This window comes from Collinsella ihumii, assembly GCF_900046475.1.
In the GTDB taxonomy this organism is placed as follows: Bacteria; Actinomycetota; Coriobacteriia; order Coriobacteriales; family Coriobacteriaceae; genus Collinsella; species Collinsella ihumii.
Genome location: NZ_FCOU01000012.1, coordinates 19,404 through 45,088, shown reverse-complemented (window position 1 = coordinate 45,088; position 25,685 = coordinate 19,404). Strand labels below are relative to the sequence as shown.

Below are 25,685 nucleotides of genomic sequence, written 5' to 3'. Positions count from 1 at the left end.
CGTATTCCTAGCCGAACATGATCTGGTCGAAGGTGTAGAACCCCGGGCCGCGCTGCACGAGTTTGGTCGCGGCGGCAAGCGCCCCGTTCACGAAGATCTGCCTGCTTGTGGCCCGGTGCGTGAGCGAGACCTCCTCGTCGGTTCCAAAGAAGCTGACGGTGTGGACGCCGGCGACCGTGCCCCCGCGCAGCGCGTGCACGCCGATCTCATGCGGGTCGCGCGCGCCGCACATGCCCTGTCGCCCGTAGACGGGGTGATAGGCCGGATCCGCCTTGGCCTCCTCGACGGCCTGCAGGAGCATGGTCGCGGTGCCGGACGGCGCGTCTGCCTTCTGGTTGTGGTGGCACTCGACGATCTCGACGTCGAAGCCCGGCAACTCGCGCGTCGCCTGCGCGCACAGATGGCGCAGCGCGGCGACGCCGATTGAGTAGTTGCCCGACCAAACGACCGGCACGCGTGTACCTAGCTCTTTGAGCTCGGCTAGCTGTTCGGTGGTATACCCTGTCGTTCCGCTGACCAGCGCGCAGCCGGTGCGCTGAACGTAGGACAGGACGGCGGGGAGCGTGGCCACGTTGGAGAAGTCGATCATGACGTCTGCCGGCGCGGCGGAATCGGCGGCATCGAGGTCGAAGCCGACCTGCGCGACAACGTCAAACAGCCACGCGCCGGTATCGTCGCTCATGGACTCGGCGGTGCTGCGGATGAGCGCGCCCATGCGGCCGGCCCCCATGATGGCGATCCTAAGCAAGAAGACCAGCTCCCTTCATGGCCTCCACGAGCCGCGCGCGGTTGGCGTCGGCTATCGGGACGAGCGGCAGGCGGTAGTTCGCCTCGCACATGCCGAGCTGCGCGCATGCCTCCTTGACGGGGATGGGGTTGACCTCGCTGAACAGCGCATGCACGAGCGGCAGGCCTTCAACTTGGATGCTGCGTGCGCGGGCAGTGTCTCCCGTGAGGAACGCGCGGACCATGTCGTGGACGAGCGTGGGCTGGACGTTTGCCCACACCGAGATCACTCCCGAGGCGCCGAGGCTCATGAGCGGCACGACCATGTCGTCGTTACCCGAGTACATCTTGAAGTCGGGACCCAGGCAGTGCGCGATGTCGCTCGCATAGGCGATGGAGCCGCTCGCCTCCTTGATGCCCATGATGTTAGGGTGCTCGGCAAGGCGCTCGACGTTGCGCACGCTGATGGAGCATCCGGTGCGCCCGGGGACGTTGTACACGATGCACGGGATGTCGACTGCGTCGGCGACCGTCTTGAAGTGCTGGTAGATGCCCTCTTCGTTGCTCTTGTTGTAGTAGGGCGTGATGAGCAGCAGGCCGTCGGCGCCCAGCTGCTGGTACATGAGGCTCTTCTCGAGCATGGTCTGGGTGCAGTTGGAGCCCGAGCCCGCGATGACGGGGATGCGCCCCGCGGCATGCTCGACGACGAAGCGGACGACGTCGTTGTCCTCCTCGTGCGTCATGGTCGAGCTCTCACCCGTCGTTCCGAGCGGCAGCAGGGCGTCGGTGCCTGCATCGATGTGAAACTCGATGAGCTTCTCGAGGGATGCGTAGTCGACGCTGCCGTCGGCGTTGAACGGGGTGATCAGGGCGACGATGGATCCCTGCAGATTCCTGATGTCCATGGTATCTCCCTTCAGATGGTGGATGTGCGGAGTCGGCACGCGTTCGGTCAGCTATCGCTCGCGTGTTGTGCTCGCGCCCGCTCGATGAGCGCGCGTCCGACGGGCAGCACGTCGAGCGTGGAGAAGTAGTCGGCCGGCGTCTCGGCGCGGCGGATGACCTCGTAGGTGCCGTCGCCGTGCAGCAGGATCTCGGCGCTGCGCAGGCGGCCGTTGTAGTTGTATCCCATGGAGTGGCCGTGCGCCCCGGTGTCGTGGATGACGAGCAGGTCCCCCGTCTCGATCTCGGGCAGCTCGCGGTCGTGTGCGAACTTGTCGTTGTTCTCGCACAGGTTCCCGACGACGTCGTAGGTGCGACTCGCCGGCATCCGGCTCTTATCCGGCCCGTTCGCCTGCCCCATGACCGTGATGTGGTGATAGGCGTCGTACATGGCAGGCCGGATGAGGTTGCACGCGTTGGCGTCGACGCCGATATAGTCTTTGTAGATATGCTTCTCGTGGATCGCGCGCGTGACGAGGCAGCCGTACGGCCCCATCATGAAGCGCCCCATCTCGGCGCACAGCGCGACGTCGTCCATGCCGGCGGGGACGAGCACCTCCTCGTACGCCCGGCGCACCCCCTCGCCGATGGCGCGGATGTCGCAGGGCTCCTCATCGGGGCGATAGGGGATGCCCACGCCGCCCGACAGGTTGATGAAGCCGATGCGCACGCCGGTCTCGCGCGCGATGTCGACCGCGAGCTCGAACAGGATGCGCGCGAGGGCGGGGTAGTACTCGTTGCCGTGCGTGTTGCTCGCCAGAAACGCGTGCAGGCCGAACGTCTTGGCGCCGCGCTCGGCGAGCATGCGGTAGGCTTGCGCGAGCTGCTCGCGCGTCATGCCGTATTTCGAGTCGCCCGGGTTGTCCATGATGCCGTTTGCCAGGCGAAACAGCCCGCCCGGATTGAAGCGGCAGCTCACGGTCTCGGGGATGGGCCCGGCGACCCGCTCGAAGAAATCGATATGCGAGATGTCGTCGAAATTGATGATGGCGCCGAGGTCGCGCGCCAGGCGGAAATCGGCCGCGGGCGTGTCGTTGGAGGAGAACATGATGTCGCTCCCCCCGATCCCGAGCGCGTCGGCGATCATGAGCTCCGTGTCGCTCGAGCAGTCGCATCCGAAGCCGTAGTCGCGCAGGATCGAAATGAGGGCGGGATTGGGATTCGCCTTGACGGCGAAGTACTCCTTGAACCCGGGGTTCCATGAAAAGGCGTCGAGCACCGCCTCGGCATTTGCGCGGATGCCCGCCTCGTCATACAGGTGAAAGGGTGTGGGAACGTGATCGGCGATATCGACGAGCCGGTCTTTCGATACAAACGGATGCTTAGGCATTGCCCCTCCTTGATAGCGCTCCTGCAAGATTCGTGCAGACAGTCCCGCAGGTATTCCCTGCGGTCCCACCCGATCGCGCCGCGCCCGACGGTCGAGTTCGGCGGGGTTGCCTTCGCGCGGGGTCATCGCCTGCCGGCTACCTCGCGCATCTTCGCGCCCGCTACCTCTATCGAATGGCGGCATGCTATCACGAAGCCACTTTGCCTTACAAGAGCAAATGCTGCGACGATACACGTTGGAAACCTTGCTCTTGCGCCTGCGCACGGCCAGCCGTTCAAAGACGGGCGCTTTGAGCTGCATCGGGGCGGCGCGGGGGAGCGGGAACGCATCTTTGCGCCGTCTCGGGAGGGGGCGGGCAGGCGAAGGATGCGGGCGGATGCGATCTTCGGCGTATACTGGAGGGCGTGAGCGCCCTGTGATTCGGAGGTCAGCCATGCTCGAACTTGATACCGACGCCGCGTTGGCCGAGCTCGTCCGGCACCGCCGCGAGCTGCACCGCATTCCCGAGCTGGATTTCTGCCTGCCCGAGACCATCGCCTATATCGAGCGCGTGCTCGAGCCGTTGAGCTGCACGGTGATCCATCCGTGCGACGGATGCGTCTGCGCACTGTTCGACACGGGCTCGGCGCGCACCGTCGCCATCCGGGCCGATATGGATGCACTGCCCATCGCGGAGGCGACCGGCGTCCCGTTTGCGTCTGCACATGAGGGGCGCATGCACGCATGCGGCCACGATGCCCATATGGCCATGGTCCTGACGCTGGCGGGGTGGCTCGACCGGGTGGTCCGCGAGCGGCCGGGCGCGTTGTCGCGCAACGTGCTGCTCGTGTTCCAGCCGGCGGAGGAGACGACGGGGGGCGCGGCGCGCGTATGCGCCTCGGGCGTGTTCGAGCGCAACCAGGTTGAGCGCATCTTCGGGTTCCACGTGTGGCCGGACCTCCCCTGGGGGTCTTTGGCATCGCGCCCCGGTCCGCTGCTTGCGCGGGCGAGCGAGGTGCACATCTCCATCCACGGGCAGAGCACGCATATAGCCAAGACTTTCGGGCTGACCGTCGAGGAGACGCACGATGCGGCGCTCGCCGCCGCTCGCTTCCTGGTCGCGGAGCGCTGGCTCGTGCGCAAGCTCGGCCAAGATGAGCCCATCGTCGCTCACTTCGGCTTGCTGCAAGCGGGGACGGTCTGCAACGCGGTGGCGGGGGAGGCGGCGCTCGCGGGCAGCCTGCGCGTGTTTTCCGACGAGATGTTCGAGCGGGCGAAAGAGGAGCTCGCGCGCACCCTGGACGAGGCCTGCTCGTCGTGCGGGTGCACCTACGACATCGATATCGCGGAGGGCTATCCGCCGGTCACCAACGACGATGCCCTGTTCGAGCGCGCCGCGACCGTCCTGCCCGAGCTGCAGCGCATCGACGAGCCGCTGCTCATCGCCGAGGACTTCGCGTTCTACCAGCGCCAAATCCCCGGCGTGTTCTTCCTGCTCGGCGTCGGCGCGCCGCAAGACGAGCGGGCTGTATGCGGCGATCTGGGCCATGCGACCACGGCGCTCCATACCGATGCGTTCATGTTCGACGAGCGCGTGCTGCTGGAGGGCCTCTCCGTCTACCGTCGTCTGGTCGCGCTCCCGTAGCGCGGCGGGAGCAAGGTAGCGCGGGCGGCCCTACCATACATGCAAGATTGCAACGCGCTGAGGGCGGCTTTTTTCTTATGGCAGCCGACCTCATGGATGTATATGCTGGGTGGTCACCTATGAAGAGACTGTTCATCATCGGCGGAACCATGGGGGTCGGAAAGAGCACCGTCTGCCAGGAATTGAAGACGATGCTGCCCAACAGCGTATTCCTCGACGGCGATTGGTGCTGGGACTCTAGCCCGTTTCAGGTCACCGACGAGACGAAGGCCATGGTCATTCAAAACATCTGCGCTGTGCTCAACAACTTTCTCGCATGCTCTGCCTACGAGAACGTCATCTTTTGCTGGGTCATGCACGAGCAGTCCATCATCGACGACATCGTCTCCCGGCTGGACACTGCGGGTTGCCGTGTTGTAACGGTCTCGCTCATCTGCTCGGAACAGGAGCTTGTCTCGCGCCTGCGCAAGGATGTGGCGGCAGGCACGCGCGCTCCGGATGTAATCGAGCGGAGCCTGCAGCGCCTTCCCCTGTATCGGAAGCTGAACACCATGAAGGTGGACACCTCGGGACTGAGCGCGACGGAGGTGGCGCGGGAAATAGCCGCGCTGTAGGGGATGCGCCCGATTAGGCCGCCGGTGAGGGTCGGCTGCCTTCGATCCGCTCCCCGCGGGGGCGTGCAAAACATGTATATCGAGTTTGGTGCGATTTTTCGGTGCCCTTCGCCCACATGCGCCGCACTCCTCAGCATTTGCCCAGTTGTTTCCTGCGGAAATGCTGAGGGATATAGCGGCTGTGGGGAAAGCAGCCTCAAAAATCGCACCAAACTCAGCCTACTCTCCCTGTGGGTTTTGCCCGAAGCGGATTTTTATACAGTTTCGTGACAGGAATATACGTTTTGAGGGCTGCGTTGACCTTTCCTGGTGGTTTTCTGTCCGTGTGATGACGTGGGCCTGAAGACCGCGTGGTACATGCGCGTCTGCGGGCGCACCCGCCGCGAGGGTGCATCCAGGAGGGTGGGCGGGGAGGTCGCCCAGGGGGCGAGGCGTTCATCCCCGAGAGCGCCTCTGGGAACCGCTCCCGCAATCCGCCCTGCCGATCCGGAATATTCTGAATCATTGGCCATCATAATGCGTTTTCGCGCCGACTGTTATCAAGGAGTGCGCGAACTCATCCCCATAGCTGCCAGCTAAGGAAATCCATCCGCAATTTTGAGATAGTTGTCAGCGTGTCCGTGGGGGATACATGAGATGATCGATGTCGATGCGTAGGAGGATCCCATGGCTGAGCGTTTGACCGAGGAAGTGCTGCAGGAGCTGCTCGATGCGCCGAGCATCGACTCGTTTATCGCGGGGCATGATTTTCCATCTTGCACGCTTTCCGAGTATCTCCAGCATCTGCTTGAGAAGAAACATCTTGAGCGCGCACGGGTGGTCCGCATGGCCGATCTGAACGAGACCTTCGGGTACCAGATATTCACGGGCGCGCGCAATCCGAGCCGCAACAAGGTGCTGCAGATCGCATTCGCCATGGCTCTATCACTGCGAGAGACGAACAGAGCGCTCACCGCCGCCGGTGTGAGCACCCTCACCTGCAAGAGTCGGCGCGACGCCATCATCATCTTCTGCATCGACCACGGTTGTTCGCTGCAGAAGGTCAACGAGGAACTGTTCCGCTTGGGCGAGGAAACGGTCTGCTGACGTCTCCGGTATTTTAGGGACAGTCCCCGGAATTTCACTGCAGTGAAATTCCGGGGACTGTCCCTAAAAACCGGTCGGCTTGGTACGATTCTGCGTATGGATAGGCATGGCAACATAGAGAGGTCTTACGACGTGAGCGGCGAGCTCGACGCCCATCTGTCGGCGCTCGCGCGAGCAGATTCCTGGCGCGTGGATCAGCGTCTCAAGGAAACGGAGTTCGAGACGACCGATGTGGTCTTCTTCGAAGGAGTCCGCGGTGGTGAGCTCGGGCCGTTCGTCCGCAAGCGGATCAACTGCTCCGCCGGTGTCGGCTCGGCGTACGAGGAGCTCATGAGGGCACAGCACGTGGGCATGCGGCTTCTGGCGGTGCCGCACCTGGTGGAGTGCACGCGCGTCGGTGACACGCTGACGGTCGTCATGGAGTATGTATCCGGACCCACGCTGCAGCACCTGGTGGAGGAGCGAGGCGGCTCCCTCGAGCTTGCGGCCTCGCTGTTTCCTGCGCTATGCGACGCGGTGGCTTCGTTGCACGAAGGTTTCATCCCGCCGCTTATCCATCGCGACCTGAAGCCATCGAACGTCATCGTGCGGGGCGGGCGGCCCGTCATCATCGATTTCGGTATCGCTCGCTTGTGGCGTGCCGATGCGGAGGCGGACACGACGCATTTCGGGACGCGCTCCTATGCGCCGCCCGAGCAGTTCGGGTTCGGCCAGACCGATGTGCGCAGCGACGTGTACGCACTCGGCAAGCTGCTGCTGTTCTGTCTGACCGGGCAGAACCCTCATGATGCCCGCAACGAGGAGCAGTATGAGGCGCTGGGCGTCGAACGGCCGCTGGCACGCGTCATAGCGCGGGCGACGGCATTCGATCCCACGGATCGCTACGGGGGCGTGCGGGAGATGAGGCTCGCATTCGAGCGGGCTGTTTCGGGCGTCGTCCCTGCAGCCGAGGCCGCCGATGAGGGTACGGCTGCGGTGTCCGCGGGCGCGCATCGCGCAGCCTCTGATGCGCAGGGAGCTCTGAACGACGTTCCGCCGTTTGATTGGGAATATGGCCCTGTAGGCTCCGACGCCCAATCTTCCGGCGCGGCCGTCTTGCACGAGGAGGGCACCGGTCGCCCCAAGCGATCGCCGAAGTTCGTCAAAAACATCGTGCTGATCGCGCTGTACGCGGTGTTCGTCCTCGGTTGCATCATGGCCATCGTCGATCCGAACGAGCAGGATCGAGGCTTTCCCCTCTGGTATCTCGTCATGGAGTACCTGTCCGTTGCGGCGCTGGTCGGATCGTTGGTCGCGCTGCTACTGAACAAGCCCGCGCTCGCCGTGTGGATTCCGCGGCTCGACATGAAGCGGCTTCGCCTGGCGAGCGTCATCGTGCTCATCACGTCCGTTGTGGTGTTCGCCGCAGCGGGCCAGCTGGCAGGGGCGTTGTAGGGAGGCGGTTGCGGCCGCGATGGGACGGGGAAGACCACTTTCCTCGCGGGCTCCGCGTGCTTGGCCTCCGTAGGTGCGTTCCGTTTCCGTCGGGAGCATCCTATGGTGCAAAGTGGCTAAAAAGTTCTATTCTGCTGTTCCGAGATCCCTCTGAACGCGACTGGCACCCGCATATGAGGTGCATATCCGTTCGATTGAGCCCGATTCGGATCGTTTTTGACCTCATGCGGGGACATCTAAACCAGACAAAACCGTCAAGACGGCTAAACCGGACGCTGACAACAGATTGACCTGACAGCAAATCAGAACTTTTTAGCCACAATCGGCGAACGGCATAAGAAAAGCCCCTCCGAAGAGGGGCTTGCAAGCATCTAGATGAGGTTCATCTGTCCGCCGACGGTGTTGTACCAGTGCTGCCATGTGGGCGGACAGTAGGTCTGGGCGGCCTTCGGCGTCAGGGTCGCACCGTAGTTCTTTGCCAAGAACGCGACGTGGGCGGTGATCGACTCCTCCCAGCTGCCGAACTGACGGCTGGTCATCCAGCCCCAGGCGTTGTAGTCGCGGAAGCAGTAGGCGCCCATGGAGCTCTCGGTGCACGCGATGGCGGGGGACCAGCGGGGGTCGACGCCGTTATCCCAGGCAGCCGCGGCAAACACGCTGCCATAGCCGGCAAGCGGGCTTCCGGACAGATAGGCGTCGATGCGCTGGGTCCACTCGGCGATGAACTCGTCGCGGCTCATGTTCCAGTCCACTGCGCCGGTCACGACGGTCGAGGCCGTCTGGCCGGACTGGTTGGCGGTGTTGCTGGCGTTGCCGCCGTCGACGCCGGTGCCGGACGCGGCGGACGTGTCGCCGGCGAGCAGGGCGAGCTCTTCAGCGGCCTCGCGCTCGGCCTTAGCCTGAGCCTCGCTGCGGAGCTTCTGCGCCTCCTCGAGCGCCTCAGCCGCGCGCTTCTGCTCCTCTTCGGCCTGGGCTTTCGCGTGCGTGAGCTCTGCCTTCTTCTCCTCGAGCTCCGCCTCGAGGTCGTTCAGGCGCTGGATGTCCTGGTTGCTCGACTCCTGGATCTGGTCCATATAGGCGAGCGTGGAGATGGCGTCATCGAACGACGTCGTGCCCAGCACGACGCTCAGCAGCGTGTTCGCGGTCGTGCGATACTTGTACTGCGAGCGCATGGCGTCGGCGGCCTTCGCGCGCAGGGCGGGAAGCTGCGCCTCGATGTCGGCGATGGCGGCTTCGTTCTCCTCGATTCGCTTCTGCAGGTCCTCGAGGTTCTTCTGGGTCTCTTCGTAGGCCTCGGTGGTCTCCTCTACGCGTTGCTGCGTCTCGTTCAGCTGTGTTTGGGTTTCGTTTGAGACGGCATAGGCAGCAACAGGGGAGACGACCGGCGCCGCCGCGAACGCAACGGCAAGAGCTGCACACGTGATCATGCGCGCGGGCCTCTTCATCACGAAAGAGATTCGAGAGCAATCGGTTCGCATACACAGCCTCTAAAATAGTCGTACCTTACTGTTACCGTGATTATACGGCATGGTTCGAGTTCAACTTGAACCTTAGACCTCTTTAAGGGTCAAGTTGAAGGTTTAGGATTGGCTTGTAGCTGGGCATATGCAGAATTGTTAAGAAACTTTGGAGTTTCAAGTTCACCTTGAGGGTTAGGGTCGCGTGCGCGATCGCGCTCGTTACCTGCGAAATGTCCGCACGGGCGAACGGCCCGTTTCACCAGGCGGAAGGGGTCCGGGCGGAGCGGTGCCATAAAATAACCGCCGCCTGCGAACGGTGGCAGACGGCGGTTTGGCGAGATCGGGCGTGTGGGGCTAGGCGTGCCCGCCGCTCAGGAACTTGCGGCGGCTGAAGTAGTTGTACCAGGTCACCATGAAGGTCGAGATGAGCTTCATGGCCTGATAGCCGATGCTCAAAAAGGCGACGCCGACGAACATGAACAGGTCGGTGAGACCCAGACCGATGGCGGAGAGCACGGCGAAGATCGTGAATTCGCGCTTGCGCGACATGTCCTCGCGGCGGTCGAACACGTAGCGGATGCTGAGGATGTAGTTGACGATGACCGACACGATGAACGAGACCGTGGTCCCGACGAGAACATCGATATGCAGGAGCTCGACCAGCGCCAACAGCAGGACGTAGTCCACGCCGAGAGAGATGAAGCCCACGAGCGCGAATTTGGTGAACTGCTGGACGTTGGGATTTGAAAGCGCCTTGCGCACGAAGCCTCCTTTATGCGAACGCGCGACGGATCGCATTCCGTCGCGCGTTCAATGTTGCGTCTGCCATACTTTATGGCAAGCGTCAGCGGAATGTAAGCGCTTTGTCAAAACGATACCAAGTCCGCAGAACGTTGCCACATATTTAGGAGCTCTGCGTACCGCCGTCGAGGAAGATCTTGCGGGAAACGAAGTTCCAGACCATGACGACCGCGGTGGCGAGCACCTTGACGATGCGGTAGTCGACAGGCGTCATCTCCGTGCCGACCCACATGAGCGCGTCGTTGATGACAAGGCCGATGACGGACAGGACGATGAAGATGACGAATTCGCGCTGCCGGCTCATGCCCTCGCGGTGGCTGAAGACGTAGCGCATGCTTGCGAGATAGTTGAAGATGACCGATACGGTGAACGAGACGGTCGCCGAGGCGACCGGGTTGATGCCGAAGACCTCGGTCAAGAAGATCATGACGCCGAAGTCGATAACCGTGGCGATGACGCCCACGACGCCGAACTTCATGATCTGGGCGAGCAGATGCTTCATGCGATGACCTTCCTCACGTATGCGAGCTGCCATTGTATACCACCGGTACCGCGAATCGCGCCGATTGCATACAGGCTGCATAGGGGGCATGCATATCAGGTGCGTTTCCGATGTGCATGCCCCTGCACGGGGGTCGGTGTTACTTGGAGGAGTGCTCCGGGATGACGCCTGTGCGATACGCCTCGAGCAGCTGGCGCAGGTCGTTGATCTGCTCGCGGATCTCCTGGCCGGTGTCGGTGTCCGAAACCATCACGCGGCGCTGCGCGACGTCGATGAAGGTCGTCTCGCTCTGGATGTCGGCGTTGCGGGTCAGCGCCTCCTCCACGCTCTTGAACGCCTCATGCGCCTTCAGGCGCACGCCGCGCGAGCTCGCGATCAGGGTGTAGCCGGCGATGCCGGTTTTGGGATGGTATGCCCTGCAGAACCCGCCGTCGATGACCACGAGGCGCCCGTCGGCGCGTAGCGGGGATTCGCCCTCGATGGTCTTCACCGGCGTGTGCCCGTTGATGATGTGGCCGCTTCCGGGGATGAGCCCGAACTCGCGCATGATGGAATCGCAGGCGGACACGTCCTTCGTCAGCTCGAAGTAGGGGTCCATCGGTTCGGCCCAGGTCGACTGGTCGGCGATGTAGGAGCGCTCGAACGTCTTGACCACGCGGCCGGACATGGGGGAGCGGTGGCCGACCCACAGGTACCACAGCCAGTCCATGGCCTTGGGGTCGCGGGTGCGCCATGCGCGGCGGGCGACGTCGTCGCAGAAATCCATGTAGTCGCGGCCCGCGCGCCAGGTCCCCATGCAGTTCACGCTGGCGAAGGTCCCGTCCTCGCACATGGGCACACAGCCGTGGAACAGCAGGTTGCCGTTGCGAACGAGGTAGACCGAGCCGTGGCGGTACAGGAAGTCGATATGGCACTGCAGGTGGTCGGCGTTCGTGAACTCGTAGATCAGCTTGTTCAGGATCTTCTGCTCGTCCTCGGTGAGCGCGTAGGGATGCTCGGGGTCCAAGGTGGGGAAGTCGGATGTGACGAGTGGGTATGAGACGCCCTCGATCGCGACGGTGCCGGCATCGAGATCGATCTTGTCCAGCAGCAGACGGTCCTCCATGTCGAACTCGGGGTGGCGCTGGATGATCTGGCCCTCGAGCTTGAACAGCAAGACGTTGATCGCCTTCATGAGCGGGCTGATGCTCTCGCCGCCCTTATAGGTGGCCTCGGCGAAGCTCACCAGCTGGCGCAGGGAGATGCCGTAGTCGTTCTCGAGGATCTCGTAGTTGTTGTAGCGCAGGTTGTTGCGCAGGACGGTCACGATGCAGGCGGGAACGCCGCAGGCGGCGCCCATCCATAGCACATCGTGGTTGCCCCATTGGATGTCGGTGCGCTGATGGGTGCAGTGGAGCAGCCGGTCGATGATCTTGGCGGCGCCGCCACCGCGGTCGAAGATGTCGCCGACCAGGTGGATGTGGTCCACGGCGAGCACCTTGATGAGCTCTGCCAGCGAGAAGATGAAGTCCTCGGTCGAGTCCGTCTCCAGGATGGAGTCGATGATGCGCTCGTGATAGCGCACGCGGTAGTTGTTCTCGTCGGGATGGGTGTGCATGAGCTCGTCGATGATGTAGGCGAAGTCGTGGGGGATGGCCTTGCGGACCTTGGAGCGCGTGTAGCGGCTCGAAAGACGGCGCGTCACCGCGATGAGCTGATCGAGCATGCACTTGTACCACGAGGGGGAGTCCTGATGGGCGGCGCGCACGAGGGCGAGCTTCTCATGCGGGTAGTAGATCAGCGTGCACAGGTCGCCCTTCTCCTGATGCGTCAGCGTGTCGCCGAAGACCTCGTCGACATGCTCGCGGATAACGCCGGAGCAGTTGTTGAGGATGTGCAGGAACGCCTCGTATTCGCCGTGAAGGTCGCTCATGAAATGCTCGGTGCCCTTGGGCAGGTTGAGGATGGCCTGCAGGTTGATGATCTCCGAGAACACGGCCTGCTGGTTGGGGAACTGGTTGGAAAGGAGGGTGAGATACTTCATCGTCTGCTCAGAACGGTCGCCGGAAACCATGGAAGGAGCCTCCTTGAGGGCGCTTTATATTACGTATTGCTGAGTAGAGTATGCCCGAGCGATGTTGAGACAATGTGTACGTTTGTGGTTCTATCGGCAGACGGACGAAACCGACCGGTCGCCCTAGGAATGGGTCGACGTGCGCTTCCCGAAAACCAAGAAGGCCCCTTATGCAGCCCGTGCGAGCTGCATAAGGGGCCGAGCGCCGCGATGATGCCGGCAGCCGATCAGTTGAACTGGTTGCGGTACGCCTCGCAGACCTCGTTGACGGGGCCGTCCATGCGCAGGTCGCCCTTCTCGATCCAGATGGCGCGCTGGCAGATGCGCTCGACCTGCGAGATCGAGTGCGACACGAACAGGACCGTGACGTCGCCGGACTCGATGAAGCGCTGGATGCGCCGCTCGCATTTCTCCTGGAAGAACACGTCGCCCACCGACAGGGTCTCGTCGACGATGAGGATGTCGGGCTCGGTGATGGTGGCGATGGCGAACGCGATGCGCGCCGTCATGCCGGAGGAGAAGTTCTTGAGCGGCATGTCCATGAAGTCCTGCAGCTCGGCGAACTCGATGATACCCTCGAGGTTGTCGTCGATGAACTCCTTGGTGTATCCCAGCAGAGAGCCGTTCAGGTAGATGTTCTCGCGGGCGGTGAGCTCGGGGTCAAAGCCCGCGCCCAGCTCGATGAGCGGGGCGATGTTGCCGCGGACGACGCACGCGCCCTCGCTCGGCTCCAGCACGCCGGCGATGATCTTCAGCATGGTGGATTTGCCCGAGCCGTTGGTGCCCACAAGGCCCACCACCTCGCCGCGACGAACCTTGAACGAGATGTTTTTCAGTGCGCGGAACTCCTTGAAGAACAGCTCGCGGCGGATGAGCTTGATGAAGTACTCCTTGAGGTTGGTGAGGGATTCCGACGCCATGTTGAAGATCATGGTGACGTCGTTGACCTCGATGGCGTACTCGGAGGTCTCGTTCACAGATGAAGCCATGAGGGATCCTTAGATGTAGAGGATGAACTTGTGCTCGAACTTGTGGAAGACGGCGTAGCCGATGGCGATCATCACGATGGCCCAGCCTGCGCACATGGCGATCGTGATGGGCTCGGGATTCGTCTGCCACAGGAAGATCTGGCGCATGAAGTTCAGGTAGTTGTACATCGGGTTGCCGTACATGAGGACCTGTACCACGGAGGGCATGGCGTGGATGTAGTCGTCGGTCCAGAAGATGGGCGTGAAGTAGGTCCACGCGGTGATGACGACGCTCCACAGGTGCATGATGTCGCGGAAGAAGACGGTGAGCGCCGACAGCATGAGGCCGAGGCCCATGCAGAACAGCATCAGCAGCACCAGGCCGACCGGCAGCCAGATGAGGTGCCACGTGGGCATGACGCGGAACCACAGCATGACAAGGGCGACCGCGACGAGCGAGAAGCCGAAGTTCACGAGCGAGAAGAGGACCTTCTGCACGGGGAACACGTAGCGGTGGACCTTCACCTTCTTCAGCAGCGACGAGTTGTCGATGATCGACATGAGCGCCTGCGAGGTCGAGTCCGACATCACGGCGAAGGTGACGTTGCCCACGATGAGGTAGAGCGGGTACATCTCGGGGGAGACTGAGCCGTTGCGGCCCTGTGCGAAGATGGTCGAGAACACGACGGCCATGACGATCATCATGAGCAGCGGGTTCAGGACGCTCCAGACCACGCCGAGCGCGCTACGGCGATACTTGCGCTTGAAGTCGCGCGTCACGAGCTGCCTGAGGATGAAAGCGTCTTTTTGGACATCGGTCTTGGCGTGAGTCGCCTTGAGCGTCTTGAGAGGTTCAGCCACGAATGTGCTCCTCGAGCAATCGGTGCGGGATACGTCAAAGGGTCATGGTAGCACAGGCCCTGCTTGGGCACGGGATTTGCACGAGGCGCTCCGACGCTTTCCATAAGGCGGCGTGCGAAGGCGATCGATCGTCGGTTTTCTCTATATTGAAGGGTGGAACGGGAGCGGATGCGTGCGACCGTCCCGGGCTATTGCAAAAGCTCCCAGGCTTCGACTTCGAGTCCCTTGGCAAGGCGATCGAGCGTTTCGAGCGTGATGTTCTGATCACCCTGCTCGATGGCGATCAGGATCGGCCTGCTGATGCCAACCATCAGGGCGAGGCGAGTCTGCGACAGCTCTGCGCGCTGCCGAGCCGACCTCACGTTCCGACCGAGTTTTATCTGAAGCTCTTTGCACATGGTTTCGATTGTGCATACCTGTAAAGGCGAGCTGTAAACTATAGTTTACAAACACAAGTTCGTGTACGGTGATTAACTGGTTCAAGCTGCGAAAACAGGGCTAAATGCATTCTTCGAGCTATTAGGTAGACGGTAGACGAGCCGGCGTAGAGCCGCTCGCCCGTCCGCGGGAGGCGAGGGGGTCGCAAGCGGCACGGATGCTATACTTGCTGTGTCCGTAATTTGCGGCTGGACTAAGAGGAAGGAGTCCATATGCGCAAGACGCAGACAGCCACGAAACGCTTGGTCGCAAAAGCGTCCCGTGCGCTCGTCGCGATTTCCGTCGCGGCGTGCACCGTCATGGGCACCGCGGGTGTCGCGGTGGCCGAGGATTACCCCGACATCCTGCTGGCGAGCTTCTTCAACAGCGCGGCCGACAAGAGCGACACGCTCTACACGTCGGTCGACGGCAAGAACTTCCAGAAGATCGGCGTGGCGTATCAAGACAGCTCTCCGAATAGCACCTCGGACCAATGGGTGACGACGACGCCCTACTACGTCTCGACGTTGAGCGACCCGAGCATTATCTACCACAACGGGTGGTTCTACATGCTCTCCGGATTCACCGATCACAATGCGTGCCCGGGCAAGTTCATTCCCATGATCGGCTACTCCAAGGACCTGGTGAACTGGGCATACCCCAACAGCGGCAGCAGCACCAACGTGTCTCTCGATCCGATCCCCAACAGCTCGCTCGGCAGCAAGTTCGACATCGTCGCGCCTGAGTTCTTCCAGACCAGCTCCGGTGACGTGTACATCACGTTCAGCGCCGGCTACTACGGGGACTTCCACGGCGACCTGCACAACGACACGATGTATCCCTACATCGTGAAGCTCGACTACCTCGAGCCGGGTACGCAGACGCCTGAGTCCAACCCGGGCGCTGCGCCCAAGACGTCGTACGGCACCGCCGTTCGCATCAACCTTCCGGAATCGAGCTCCAACCGTATCGACGGCTCGTTCTACGAGGAGAACGGCACGTACTACTACATCATCAAGAAGGACGGCGTCACCAACGAGATCTGGTCCATCAAGGACATGAGCCAGGTTTCCAACCCGAACGCGTGGACCAAGGTCTGCGCCAACGCGCTCACCGGCTTCGAGGGCCCCTCGCTCGTCAAGTTCAACGGCCAGTACTGGCTCTACACCGACAAGCTCGCCGACTATCCGGCGGGCAGCGCGGACGGCAAGAACGGCATCTTCGTCCAGCAGTCCTCGAGCCTCTCCGGCGGCTGGTGGGGCAACGACCGCATCGGCACGAAGAACCTCGACGGCCGCGACATCCCCAACCGCCACGGCACCGTCATCGTGATCACCGACCCCGCGGCCAAGAAGGTCGTGTGGGAGGCGCGCGCCAAGGCGGGCTTCGTGTATGAGGCCGGCAAGAACGGCGTCGAGGAGAAGGTCGTCAACGGCGTCACGGAGAAGTACTTCTGGGAGAACGGCGTCATGGCGCAGTCCAAGGAGGCTTTCGTCGATGGCGCGTGGCGCTGGTACGACTCCGACGGAACCATGGCGTTCTCCAAGGATGCCTATCTGCCCTCGAGCGGCGGCAAGTGGGTCCGCTACAACGAGAAGGGCGAGATGATCAAGGGCGAGGACTATCGCTACGGCGGCTGGTACTACTTCGACCCGATCACGGGCGCCATGTGCAAGGGCTGGCGCACGCTGCCCGATGGCCGTCGTGTCTACTACGACGATGTGACCGGCCAGATGGTGCACGGCTGGCGCAATATCGGCGGTCGCAACTACCACTTCAACGAGGTGACCGGTGCGCTGATGTAGCGTATCGCCTGCAAGCAGCTGCAAAACGGGGCGTCCTTCGGGGCGCCCCGTTTCTTGTTCTCGGGTGCGTCCGCCGCCGCGCCAAACGCACCCGAATCAAGCGGATCAAACGTGCCTGTCCCTAAAAGTTCACCGAACCAAAGGTGCCTGTCCCTAAAAGTTCAGGCTGTCGATGCCGAGCGGTGCCCTGGAACCCGAATGTTGTGCAACAGAGCGCCCCGATTTTTGTGTATACCTATCGAGTATGAACGCTTGGTCGCGAGGGGGTGAGTATAGTAATACATCGGTCACAAAGAGGGGGAGGTCCGATGCTGCAGGTTCACTCGCGTCACGTTGCTATCCGTCTGCTTCTCGCCGTCGCGTGCGGATCGGCGGCGATCTTCGCTCCGGCTGTTGCCCGCGCGGGCACAGCGGAGACGACGGATCCCTCGCTGCGCTGCGAGATCGTCGAGGCGGCGCTTGAGGATATGGTTCCGGGTGCTCTCGCGAAGACGTCGCAGGGCGCCGACGCATCGATTTCGCACGCGAGCGGTACGGCGCAGACTCCCTGCAGCAAAGATGTCGCTGTCGCGCGCCTGCTCGCCGTCGCCTCCTCGCAGGCGGGCATCACCGATGGCGATCGCTACCAGAACGCAGCCATCGAGGCGGGCTCCACCTTCAACGGCATGGGTCCGTGCACGGCATATGTATGGTGGTGCTTCGACGCGGCCGGCTTGTGCCCGTGCTTTATGGACGGCGCCGCCACGACGTACCCCCACGAGGTCCGCGACTGGTACGCCGCCCGCGATGCGTTCGAGCCCAAGGGTTCCTACACGCCGCAGCCGGGGGACATCTGGCTGACCGACAATCCGACCGGACGCCCGTTTCCCGAGGCGTCGGCCACCCATGCGGGCATCGTCGACCACGTGTCGGATGACGGGCAGACCATCTATTGCTGGGAGCACGTCAACGGATACGTGCATCTCGTCGCCGAGCGCGCAGACCATGAGACGCTGATCGGGTACGCGCGGCCCGATTTCGGATGCTGACATGCACGATCGCGCAGACGTCCCAAACGGGCCGTGCGCGGCGATTCAATAGGGAATGATCGAGGGGAAGGGAAGGACATGAACAAGACGGTGTACAAGCTGGTTGTGTGCGCGCTGGCGGCGGCTACGGTCGCGTCGCCCGCCGCCGCACAGGCCGCTCCCGAGGAGCCGACGGATATCGAGTCGGTCCAAGCGGTTGCGGCCGATACCCAGCAGGCGATAGCGCCCGCGGCGGGAGAGGCTGCAGAAGACGCGCTTTCGGCTGAATCGACGGAAGGGCCCACGCAGGTCGAAGTCCTCGCAGACGACGAGGAGGACCTGCCCGTTGCCGGAGACGACGAGCCGACAGGTCCCGGCGACGATTCCGACGAGGATGTGGCGGGCCCCGATTACACCGGCTGGGTCGATGAGGACGGCGTCCCGTGCACGGTTGCCGATGCCGCCGGCTGGGTGGATGAGGGCGTGCCCGCCCGCTCGAAGTTCTTCTACGACTCGGCCACCAACGCCTGGTACTGGACCGAAGCCGACGGATCGGTGTCGCGCAACCACGACGCGTTCGTGCCGCTGGACAACTCGGTCGCCGGGACGGCGTGGGAGACCGCGACCGACGAGTGGCGTTCGGCCAACGGCAAATGGGTGCGCCTCGGCGCGGACGGCGCCATGGTCAAGGGCGTGAGCACGATCGGCGACGACCAGTGGTACTTCGATGAGGTCACGGGCGCCATGCAGTACGGCTTCCGCCTGGTGACCGACGACGGCGGCGCGCGCTGGGTGTTCTATGACTACATCACCGGCAAGATGGCGCGCGGCGAGAAGGTCATCGACGGCAGCCACGGCGACGAGTCCGGCTGGATGTATTTCGATCTCGAGACCGGTGGGGCGACGTACGGCTGGTTCGAGCTTCCCGACGGCGACGGCGCAACGAAGTGGGTCTATTACGACGAGGTGACCGGGCGCATGCGCTACGGCAGCATCATGGTCGACGGCAAGCCCTACTTCCTCGACCCCGTCACGGGCGCCAGGCAGGGGCGCGACGCCATGGTGAGCCGCCTGCTCGCCACCTGCGCGTCGCAAAACGGCATCACCGACGGCTACCGCTACCAGAACGCGGCCATCGACGCGGGCTCCACGTTCAACTACATGGGTCCGTGCACGGCCTACGTCTGGTGGTGCTTCAACGAGGCGGGCCTGAAGTACCAGTTCATGGACGGTGCCGCCACCACCTACCCGCACGATGTGCGCGACTGGTACACCGCGCGCGGCGCGTTTAGGGAAAAGGGCAGCTACACGCCGCAGCCGGGCGATATCTGGATCACTGACAACCCCGGCGGCCGCCCGTTCGCCGGCGCCTCCGCCACCCATGCGGGCATCGTCGACCATGTGTCGTCCGACGGCGTTTACATCTACTGCTGGGAGCATGTCAACGGATACGTGCACCTGGTGACCGAGCGCTACGACCACGGTACGCTCGTGGGCTACGCCTGCCCGTTCTACAACAGCTGATGACCTGCGCGCGGCCCGCGGCGATGCTGCCTGCGGGCCGCGCGCCTTCTTGCGTTCCGGTAAAGAATGCCGGGCGCGGTTGAGGCGCAAAAGCGCTTCGTGGTACGGTACAGGAAATGCGAATTCGCACATGCGATTCCGAATGAGAAAGGTCGCTATGCTTAGATTCCGTCGAACAATCGCCGTGGCGCTCACGACTGTGATGTGCTCGGTCTACGTGCTGCAGCCGCTGTCGATCTATGCGGACGTGGCGCTGCAGGAGGAGCCGGTCGCCGCCGATGCCGCAACGGCCGAGGGCGACGGCTCCGAGGATCAGGTCGCCGCAGATGAGGCTCAGGAGCCTTCTGCCGGGGACTCCGCGGCCGATGGGGCTGCCGACGCGAACGACGCGGCGGTTCTGCCCGAGTCTCCCGAGGGGGCCGACGCGGCGGATCCGAGCGTCGTGGCCGAGGCGGAAGACGCCGATGCCGCCGACGAGTCCGACCAACCCGAAGAGCTCACGCTCAACTCCTGGCGCTACGAGAACGGCAAGTTGCGTGACGACCTCGAGGACGACGGCATCGCGCTGCTGTCCCTGTTGACGCTGCCCGAGGGCGCGACCGCGCAGGGCATCGACGTCAGCGAGTTCCAGGGCACGATCGACTGGGACAAGGTCAAGGCCGCCGGCGTCGACTACGCCATCATCCGCATCGGCTGGGGCAGCGAGCACACCGACGCCCAGTGGCGCCGCAACGTGCAGGAGTGCGAGCGCCTCGGCATCCCGTGGGGCGCCTACCTGTACAGCTACGCCGAGGACGCGCACGGCGCCACGCTCGAGGCGAACTTCGTCATCGAGCAGCTTCGCGGCCTGACGCCCGACATGCCCATCTATTACGACCTCGAGGACAACTCCATCCTCTCCGGTGACACTGCGCACGACCAGGCCGCGATGGCCGAGGTCGCCTCGACCTGGTGCACCATGATCGAAGACGCCGGCTACACGCCGGGCGTGTACGCGAGCACGCGCTGGTGGAACAACTACCTCACCGACAGCTGCTTCGACCAGTGGCACCGCTGGGTCGCCCAGTACTACACCGTGTGCCAGTACGAGGGCGAGTACACCATGTGGCAGTACACGAGCTCCGGTCTGGTCGACGGCATCGTGGGCAACACCGGGAGCAACCCGCACGTCGACGTGAACTATTGGTACGGCGAGCCGGTGAGCGAGCCCGTGAGCGATTACACCGGCTGGGTCGACGCCGACGGCGAGGAGTGCGACGCCGCCCATGCGACCGGCTGGGTCGACGCCGGCTTCCCGGCCGCGAGCAAGTTCTTCTACGACCCCTCGACCGACGCCTGGTACTGGGCCGAGGCCGACGGCTCCATCGCCAAGAACCACGACGCCTTCGTGCCGCTGAACAACCAGGTCGCGGGCGATGCCTGGGAGAACGCCTCCACGAGCTGGCGCGTCAACAACGGCAAGTGGGTACGCCTGGGCGCCGACGGCGCCATGATCAAGGGCGAGGACTACGTCGCCTCTAAGGACGCGTGGTACTACTTCGACCTCGTGACCGGCGAGATGGCCCACGGGTTCCGCCTGGTGAGCGCCGACGGCGGCTCCAAGTGGGTGTTCTACGACTACACGACGGGCATCATGGCCCACGGCGAGAAGTTCGTCGACGACTCGCACGGTGATCAGGCCGGTTGGATGTATTTCGATGAGAACACCGGGGCCGTTGTGTACGGCTGGCTCGAGATCTCCGACGGCAACGGCGGGACCAAGTGGGTCTACTACGACGACGTCACGGGCCGCATGGTCTACGGCCGCCGCACGATTGACGGCTATTCGCGCTACTTCGATCCCTATACCGGCGCCTGCGACAAGATCGGCTACCAGAACCCGTCGCAGTACTTCCAGGTCAGCAGCCGCAACGTCACGCTGCCCGCCGCCGCCTACTCCACGCCCTACTCGTACGTGACCCCGTCGCGCATCGACGTGGACGCTTCGCGCCAGGACTGCGTGAACGCCATGGTCTCGCGCGCCTACGAGTACCTCGGCGCGCCGTACGTGTGGAACTACTCGCTGTCGCCGAGCCAGGGCGTCGACTGCTCCGGCCTGGTGATGCAGTGCCTGTTCGCCTGCGGCATGGACCTGGACGACTACAACCCCTATATGCACTGGTACGATCCGTGGCACGCTCACGACGCCAACAACATGGCCGCCGACGCCCGCTTCAAACATGTCTCTTTGAGTGAGCGTCAGCCCGGTGACTTGATTTTCTATCCCGGTCATGTTGCCATCTATGTCGGCAACGACAAGATCATCGAAGCCTACACGCCCGCGACGGGTGTCCGCATGGCGGGTACCTATTCCGGTGGCTTCACCGTCACCGCGGTCGCGCGCCCGCTGACCAACGCATAAAGGAGTACGTGCCCCGATTATGAACAAGCCCACCCTCTGCATCGTGATCCCGTGCTACAACGAGGAGGAGGTCCTCCCTCTGACGGCTCCCCGCTTCAAGGAGGAGCTCGAGCACCTGCAATCCCTCGGATACGTGGCGGACGATTCCCATATCCTGTTCGTCAACGACGGTAGCTCGGATGCGACGTGGAGCATCATCCAGTCGATGTCCGCGCAGGACGGCACGTTCAGGGGCATCTCGCTGTCGCGCAACCGCGGGCACCAGAACGCGCTGCTCGCAGGCCTGATGGAGTGCCGCGCGTTCTGCGACGTGTCCATCAGCATCGATTGCGACGGCCAGGACGACATCTCCGCGATGGACGAGATGGTGCGCGCCTACCTCGACGGGTGCGATGTGGTGTACGGCGTCCGCTCCTCGCGTGAGACCGACACGTTCTTCAAGCGCACGTCCGCGCAGGCGTTCTACAAGTTGATGAGCAGCATGGGGGTGGAAACCGTCTACAACCATGCCGACTACCGCCTGCTGTCGCGCCGGGTGCTCGACGAGCTCGCGAACTTCAAAGAGGTCAACCTCTTCTTGCGCGGTATGGTCCCGCTTGTCGGCTTCAAGTCCACGAGCGTGTACTATGAGCGCCACGAGCGCGTGGCGGGCCACAGCCACTATCCGCTGTCCAAGATGCTCGCGCTCGCCATGAACGGTATCACGAGCCTTTCGGTGAAGCCGATTCGCCTGATCACGGCGCTCGGCTTCATCGTGTCGTTCATCAGCTTCATCGGCGTGATCTGGGCCATCGTGGTGTCGATCATGGGCAACTCGGTTGCCGGCTGGGCGAGTATGGTGTCCATCGTGTGCTTCATCGGCGGCATCCAGCTGCTCGGCATCGGCATCGTCGGCGAGTACGTGGGCCGCATCTACCTCGAGAGCAAGCATCGTCCGCGCTTCATCATCGGTGAGCGCACCTACGACGAGGGTGAGCGCGCCGAGGACTAGAAGCGTCGAGTCGTCCGTTTCGCAACGGGGCTCAAGCGGCGTGTCGAGGGTTTTGAAGGGACCCGCGGCGCGCAGCTTGAGCCCCGTTCGCTGTTTTCTGGCGACTCGAGGGCGAGAACGGCGATCCGCCGTTGCGTCAAGGCGCGCTATTCGCTTGCCGCGTACAGGCTGCTCCAAAACGCTGCCGCGCGTTCGCGCAGGCGCACGTGGACATGCGGGAAGAACACCGTGCGCAAAAGCGGCGCCACGTACATCAGCCCGACGAGCATGGCGTCGAACAGCAGGCGCGCGCAGGCGAGCGCGACCCATGACCACGGGTGCGCGCCGCAGCTCGTGACGAGCGTGGGCAGGATGATCCACATGGGCAGCGTGTTGTCCTCCACGATGTGGAGGGCGAAAAGCGGCAGCGTGTTGCGGCCGGCGCATTCGAGCGCGCGCGACAGGCCGTGCGCGTGGCGGGCGATGAGCGCCGATGCGCGCAGGATGCACCAGCTCGCGCCGATGCCGCCTGCGATGTCGATGATTCCTGCGGGGAAGGCGCACATCGCTATGGAGGAGTTTCCACCATAGGCGATCGCGGCGATCCAGAGGCCGGCGGAGACGACGGTGACGGGGATGCGACGGGCGGCGAGCGCGTCGGCATGCGTGTGGAACAGCCATCCGACGTACATGAACGCGGCGCCGGCGATGCCCGATTGAATGCTCAGGGGCAGCCAGACATAGTTCGCCGACACCATGCCGAATGCAAGGGCAGCGAGCATGGCCACGAGCTTGCCCTTATCGCCGAGCTTCGCCGTGGCCCCGATGTAGAGCTTCGCCCAGAACAGCGCCGGCAGAAACCAGATGCCGCCGATGCGCTCGAGGTCGGGGACGAGTGCGAGGGGGTGCTGGGCTCCGGCGCCCCACAGCGAAGCCTCGAACCAGCGCTGCGCCTGCTCGGCGGGGTCGGTGCCCAGCGCACAGGCCCACGCGGCGGACCCTCCGATGATGAACAGGCACGAGATCGCATAGGGGAGCAGGGCGGAGCGCGCCGCTTTTCCGACGAGGCTTCCCGAAAGCGGCCTGTTGAAGTTCGTCAGATAGCCCGAGACGATGAACAGCATGTAGAGATGGAAGGTATCGAGAAACTTCGGGAGCCATTCCGGCATGCCGGCGCCCGGGTATAAAGGTTCGCTGAAGACCATGCCCGTGTGGTACACGATGATGGCGATGACGGCGATCGCTCGCGCGATGTCCAGCTCAGGAATACGACGGGTTGTTGTGCTCATGTACCAGCGCCTTTAGGTGTTTTTCCGCTTGCGATGCAAGGTGCCATTATACGTCATGGGCGCGTGGTGCCTTTTTGGGACGGGGCTGTTTTTGCCCGTCCTGAAAAGTACCAAGCGCCCGCCTGCGGCAACACGCTAGAATGGCATGACGGTGACGGCGACCCGTATGGAGAGGAAACGGTACGGATATGGCTCAGCATATGAAGGCCGCAGGGCTTACGAAGCCGCAGCGGGCAAGCCGGGTGTTCGAGGCGTTTCTTCTCGTCCTAGCCGCGATCTTTCTCGGCTGCCTGGCGCTTGCTGCACCGTTCATCACGGGCTATTTCATCAACATGGGGCCGGAGGGCGTCGGTGCGGACGTGATGAACTTGCTCACGCCGTTCAACGGCGGCGCGTTCATCGCGTTCATGTTCCCCGCGCTCGGTCTGCTCTGCCTCGCCCTGTTCTTCCTGTTCATCTGGAACGGCCTGCGGCGCGCCCCCGCGCGCGCGGTGGTGCCGTGCGCGCTGCTGCTCCTGTTCGCGGCCTCGGTCGCGTGGATCGTGCTTCTGGGCACGAAGACCAATTTCTACAACGATTCGATCCGGCTCGATCAGTACGCGCGCGCCCTGCTTTCGGGTGACTTCAGCGTGTTCAGTGCCGACTTGGGCGACCAGGGCGTGTCGTACCTGCGCGTCTACCCGTTTCAGAGCGGGTCGGTCTGGCTGCTCGCCGGCGTCTACGCGCTGTTCGGCGTGGGCAACGAGATGGCGTTTCAGCTGCTCAGCGCCGTGTTCGTGGTGGTCTCCGCGGCATCGCTGATCTTCATCACGGGGCGCCTGTTCCCCGGCACGGGTACCGTCGCGCTGGCGAGCGTGCTCGTCGTGCTGTTCGCGCCGCTGACGTTCTCGGCCGCGTTCGTCTACGGCAACGCGATCGGATTCGGCCTGGGCTGCGCCTCGCTCGCCCTCAACGTCGCGGCGATGCAGCAGGACGAGAGCCTTCCGCGCCGCTGGGGCCTGTTCGCGGCGGGCGCGGTGGTCATGCTTCTCGCCCTGATCGTCAAAGCGACGTTCGTGATCATGCTGATCGCCCTCGTGCTCGCCTGGCTGATCGTGCTGGTGCGCGAGCGCCGAGCTCCCCAGATCCTGATCGTGCTTGCCGCCGCGGTGGTGATCAACTCCTTGACGTCCGTGCCGGTCCGGCTGCTCGAGTCCGCGGTCGGGTTGAGCTTCGGTGACGGCATGCCCAAGACGTCGTGGATCGCGATGGGCCTCACCTGGGATCCCTATCTCAACCGGCCGGGCTGGTGGTCGCCTGTCCAGGCGACGCACTTCGCGCAGGTCGATGGCGACACGGCGGCGCAGGGGGCCTTTGCGATGGAGGCCATCAAGACCGCTCTCGGCAGGTTTTTGGCCGACCCGCTCTACTGCATCCGCTTCTTTGTCTACAAGGTCATGACCGAGTGGCTCGATCCCACGTTCCAGTCCCTGTACTACTCCGCGACGTCGGTTTCCGACGCGACGAGTCCGATTGCCGAGCAGGTCATGTATAACGGCTACACGGCCAACCGTGTGCTGACGATCGCCATGGACGCCTACCAGTCGCTGTTCTACATCGCGTCGTTCACCGGCCTCGTGTGCGCATTCCGGCATCGCGGTAGCGTGTCGCCCGCGGCGCTGCTCATGGTCATTGCGTTTTTGGGAGGCGTCGCCTGCTATCTGATCTGGGAGGCGAAAAGCGTCTACACCATGCCGTTCGCGCTGCTGCTCCTGCCGTTTGCCGCCTACGGCCTTCGCTCCCTGCTCGACACCGTGAAACGCTAGAATCTCCTTAGGGAAACACCGACCGATTCATTCCGCGCCACGGGGGTGCGCAGCACGACGGCAATC

Annotated in this window: 21 protein-coding genes and 1 riboswitch; of the genes, 10 read left to right on the top strand and 11 right to left on the bottom strand. The window is 63.4% G+C overall.

Annotated features, from left to right (window positions below):
* Window positions 1-7 precede the first annotated feature (7 nt).
* The 3 genes from dapB to BN3789_RS09330 are packed head-to-tail and all read right to left on the bottom strand — an operon-like array spanning window position 8 to window position 2,998.
* On the bottom strand, window positions 8-748 hold the full coding sequence (dapB, locus tag BN3789_RS09340; RefSeq protein ID WP_229254308.1) for a 4-hydroxy-tetrahydrodipicolinate reductase: 741 nt from the start codon (window positions 746-748) through the stop codon (window positions 8-10).
* Window positions 741-1,631: a 4-hydroxy-tetrahydrodipicolinate synthase gene (dapA, locus tag BN3789_RS09335; RefSeq protein WP_066833477.1), complete on the bottom strand. Its 891-nt coding sequence runs from the start codon at window positions 1,629-1,631 to the stop codon at window positions 741-743. The genes dapB and dapA overlap by 8 nt, the downstream gene beginning before the upstream one ends.
* Window positions 1,632-1,678: 47 nt before the next feature.
* The gene (locus BN3789_RS09330) at window positions 1,679-2,998 is read right to left on the bottom strand and encodes a diaminopimelate decarboxylase (protein ID WP_066833474.1); all 1,320 of its coding nucleotides are present in this window, start codon (window positions 2,996-2,998) and stop codon (window positions 1,679-1,681) included.
* A 5-nt stretch (window positions 2,999-3,003) separates the two neighbouring features.
* A riboswitch (Lysine riboswitch) is annotated at window positions 3,004-3,175 on the bottom strand.
* A gap of 256 nt (window positions 3,176-3,431) precedes the next feature.
* On the opposite strand from BN3789_RS09330, the gene BN3789_RS09325 reads away from it, so the two are divergent.
* The 4 genes from BN3789_RS09325 to BN3789_RS09310 all read left to right on the top strand — a co-directional run bounded on the left by BN3789_RS09325 (window position 3,432) and on the right by BN3789_RS09310 (window position 7,756).
* Window positions 3,432-4,622 (top strand): amidohydrolase, encoded by a 1,191-nt coding sequence (locus BN3789_RS09325; protein WP_066833471.1) that lies wholly within the window; start codon window positions 3,432-3,434, stop codon window positions 4,620-4,622.
* Window positions 4,623-4,741: 119 nt separating this feature from the next.
* Window positions 4,742-5,236: an AAA family ATPase gene (locus BN3789_RS09320; protein ID WP_066833468.1), complete on the top strand. Its 495-nt coding sequence runs from the start codon at window positions 4,742-4,744 to the stop codon at window positions 5,234-5,236.
* Between the two features lie 666 nt (window positions 5,237-5,902).
* Complete coding sequence (locus BN3789_RS09315; RefSeq protein ID WP_066833465.1) at window positions 5,903-6,322, top strand: hypothetical protein; 420 nt, start codon at window positions 5,903-5,905, stop codon at window positions 6,320-6,322.
* Window positions 6,323-6,418: 96 nt separating this feature from the next.
* The gene (locus BN3789_RS09310; RefSeq protein WP_079989243.1) at window positions 6,419-7,756 is read left to right on the top strand and encodes a serine/threonine protein kinase; all 1,338 of its coding nucleotides are present in this window, start codon (window positions 6,419-6,421) and stop codon (window positions 7,754-7,756) included.
* A gap of 371 nt (window positions 7,757-8,127) precedes the next feature.
* On the opposite strand, the gene BN3789_RS09305 is transcribed toward BN3789_RS09310, so the two are convergent.
* From BN3789_RS09305 to BN3789_RS13525, 7 genes are all read right to left on the bottom strand, one after another.
* A complete protein-coding gene (locus tag BN3789_RS09305; protein WP_229254307.1) occupies window positions 8,128-9,183 on the bottom strand; it encodes a coiled-coil domain-containing protein in 1,056 nt (351 codons plus the stop codon).
* A 387-nt stretch (window positions 9,184-9,570) separates the two neighbouring features.
* Window positions 9,571-9,978 carry a GtrA family protein gene (locus BN3789_RS09300; RefSeq protein WP_066833456.1) on the bottom strand — a complete coding sequence of 136 codons (408 nt, stop codon included), beginning with the start codon at window positions 9,976-9,978 and terminating at the stop codon, window positions 9,571-9,573.
* A gap of 142 nt (window positions 9,979-10,120) precedes the next feature.
* Window positions 10,121-10,519: a GtrA family protein gene (locus BN3789_RS09295; protein ID WP_066833453.1), complete on the bottom strand. Its 399-nt coding sequence runs from the start codon at window positions 10,517-10,519 to the stop codon at window positions 10,121-10,123.
* Window positions 10,520-10,658: 139 nt separating this feature from the next.
* Window positions 10,659-12,572 carry a fructose-1,6-bisphosphatase gene (locus BN3789_RS09290; RefSeq protein WP_079989242.1) on the bottom strand — a complete coding sequence of 638 codons (1,914 nt, stop codon included), beginning with the start codon at window positions 12,570-12,572 and terminating at the stop codon, window positions 10,659-10,661.
* Window positions 12,573-12,799: 227 nt separating this feature from the next.
* Window positions 12,800-13,561, bottom strand: coding sequence for an ABC transporter ATP-binding protein (locus BN3789_RS09285; RefSeq protein WP_066833449.1), 762 nt, complete (start codon window positions 13,559-13,561; stop codon window positions 12,800-12,802).
* 9 nt (window positions 13,562-13,570) lie between these two features.
* Window positions 13,571-14,401: an ABC transporter permease gene (locus BN3789_RS09280; RefSeq protein ID WP_066833446.1), complete on the bottom strand. Its 831-nt coding sequence runs from the start codon at window positions 14,399-14,401 to the stop codon at window positions 13,571-13,573.
* 188 nt (window positions 14,402-14,589) lie between these two features.
* Entirely contained in the window at window positions 14,590-14,799 is a 210-nt protein-coding gene (locus BN3789_RS13525; RefSeq protein ID WP_066833443.1) for a helix-turn-helix domain-containing protein, read from the bottom strand.
* 252 nt (window positions 14,800-15,051) lie between these two features.
* Here BN3789_RS13525 and BN3789_RS09270 point away from each other — a divergent pair, with 252 nt between their 5' ends.
* The 5 genes from BN3789_RS09270 to BN3789_RS09250 all read left to right on the top strand — a co-directional run bounded on the left by BN3789_RS09270 (window position 15,052) and on the right by BN3789_RS09250 (window position 22,546).
* Window positions 15,052-16,623 (top strand): hypothetical protein, encoded by a 1,572-nt coding sequence (locus BN3789_RS09270; RefSeq protein ID WP_066833440.1) that lies wholly within the window; start codon window positions 15,052-15,054, stop codon window positions 16,621-16,623.
* A 308-nt stretch (window positions 16,624-16,931) separates the two neighbouring features.
* Window positions 16,932-17,651 (top strand): CHAP domain-containing protein, encoded by a 720-nt coding sequence (locus BN3789_RS09265; RefSeq protein WP_066833437.1) that lies wholly within the window; start codon window positions 16,932-16,934, stop codon window positions 17,649-17,651.
* Between the two features lie 78 nt (window positions 17,652-17,729).
* Window positions 17,730-19,154 (top strand): CHAP domain-containing protein, encoded by a 1,425-nt coding sequence (locus tag BN3789_RS09260; RefSeq protein ID WP_066833434.1) that lies wholly within the window; start codon window positions 17,730-17,732, stop codon window positions 19,152-19,154.
* A 157-nt stretch (window positions 19,155-19,311) separates the two neighbouring features.
* The gene (locus tag BN3789_RS09255; RefSeq protein ID WP_161939001.1) at window positions 19,312-21,555 is read left to right on the top strand and encodes a GH25 family lysozyme; all 2,244 of its coding nucleotides are present in this window, start codon (window positions 19,312-19,314) and stop codon (window positions 21,553-21,555) included.
* Window positions 21,556-21,574: 19 nt separating this feature from the next.
* A complete protein-coding gene (locus tag BN3789_RS09250; RefSeq protein WP_066833428.1) occupies window positions 21,575-22,546 on the top strand; it encodes a glycosyltransferase family 2 protein in 972 nt (323 codons plus the stop codon).
* Between the two features lie 146 nt (window positions 22,547-22,692).
* Here the strand turns inward: BN3789_RS09250 and BN3789_RS09245 are convergent, their stop codons facing one another.
* The gene (locus BN3789_RS09245) at window positions 22,693-23,814 is read right to left on the bottom strand and encodes an acyltransferase family protein (RefSeq protein ID WP_066833425.1); all 1,122 of its coding nucleotides are present in this window, start codon (window positions 23,812-23,814) and stop codon (window positions 22,693-22,695) included.
* 188 nt (window positions 23,815-24,002) lie between these two features.
* Here BN3789_RS09245 and BN3789_RS09240 point away from each other — a divergent pair, with 188 nt between their 5' ends.
* The gene (locus BN3789_RS09240) at window positions 24,003-25,619 is read left to right on the top strand and encodes a glycosyltransferase family 39 protein (RefSeq protein WP_066833422.1); all 1,617 of its coding nucleotides are present in this window, start codon (window positions 24,003-24,005) and stop codon (window positions 25,617-25,619) included.
* Window positions 25,620-25,685: the final 66 nt, after the last annotated feature.

Bases quoted from the DNA above. Each gene is read 5' to 3' on its own strand.
- dapA (WP_066833477.1), bottom strand. From the start codon at position 1,631: ATGGACATCAGGAATCTGCAGGGATCCATCGTCGCCCTGATCACCCCG.
- BN3789_RS09330 (WP_066833474.1), bottom strand. From the start codon at position 2,998: ATGCCTAAGCATCCGTTTGTATCGAAAGACCGGCTCGTCGATATCGCC.
- BN3789_RS09325 (WP_066833471.1), top strand. From the start codon at position 3,432: ATGCTCGAACTTGATACCGACGCCGCGTTGGCCGAGCTCGTCCGGCAC.
- BN3789_RS09320 (WP_066833468.1), top strand. From the start codon at position 4,742: ATGAAGAGACTGTTCATCATCGGCGGAACCATGGGGGTCGGAAAGAGC.
- BN3789_RS09315 (WP_066833465.1), top strand. From the start codon at position 5,903: ATGGCTGAGCGTTTGACCGAGGAAGTGCTGCAGGAGCTGCTCGATGCG.
- BN3789_RS09310 (WP_079989243.1), top strand. From the start codon at position 6,419: ATGGATAGGCATGGCAACATAGAGAGGTCTTACGACGTGAGCGGCGAG.
- BN3789_RS09305 (WP_229254307.1), bottom strand. From the start codon at position 9,183: ATGATCACGTGTGCAGCTCTTGCCGTTGCGTTCGCGGCGGCGCCGGTC.
- BN3789_RS09295 (WP_066833453.1), bottom strand. From the start codon at position 10,519: ATGAAGCATCTGCTCGCCCAGATCATGAAGTTCGGCGTCGTGGGCGTC.
- BN3789_RS09290 (WP_079989242.1), bottom strand. From the start codon at position 12,572: ATGGTTTCCGGCGACCGTTCTGAGCAGACGATGAAGTATCTCACCCTC.
- BN3789_RS09285 (WP_066833449.1), bottom strand. From the start codon at position 13,561: ATGGCTTCATCTGTGAACGAGACCTCCGAGTACGCCATCGAGGTCAAC.
- BN3789_RS13525 (WP_066833443.1), bottom strand. From the start codon at position 14,799: ATGTGCAAAGAGCTTCAGATAAAACTCGGTCGGAACGTGAGGTCGGCT.
- BN3789_RS09270 (WP_066833440.1), top strand. From the start codon at position 15,052: ATGCGCAAGACGCAGACAGCCACGAAACGCTTGGTCGCAAAAGCGTCC.
- BN3789_RS09265 (WP_066833437.1), top strand. From the start codon at position 16,932: ATGCTGCAGGTTCACTCGCGTCACGTTGCTATCCGTCTGCTTCTCGCC.
- BN3789_RS09260 (WP_066833434.1), top strand. From the start codon at position 17,730: ATGAACAAGACGGTGTACAAGCTGGTTGTGTGCGCGCTGGCGGCGGCT.
- BN3789_RS09255 (WP_161939001.1), top strand. From the start codon at position 19,312: ATGCTTAGATTCCGTCGAACAATCGCCGTGGCGCTCACGACTGTGATG.
- BN3789_RS09250 (WP_066833428.1), top strand. From the start codon at position 21,575: ATGAACAAGCCCACCCTCTGCATCGTGATCCCGTGCTACAACGAGGAG.
- BN3789_RS09245 (WP_066833425.1), bottom strand. From the start codon at position 23,814: ATGAGCACAACAACCCGTCGTATTCCTGAGCTGGACATCGCGCGAGCG.
- BN3789_RS09240 (WP_066833422.1), top strand. From the start codon at position 24,003: ATGGCTCAGCATATGAAGGCCGCAGGGCTTACGAAGCCGCAGCGGGCA.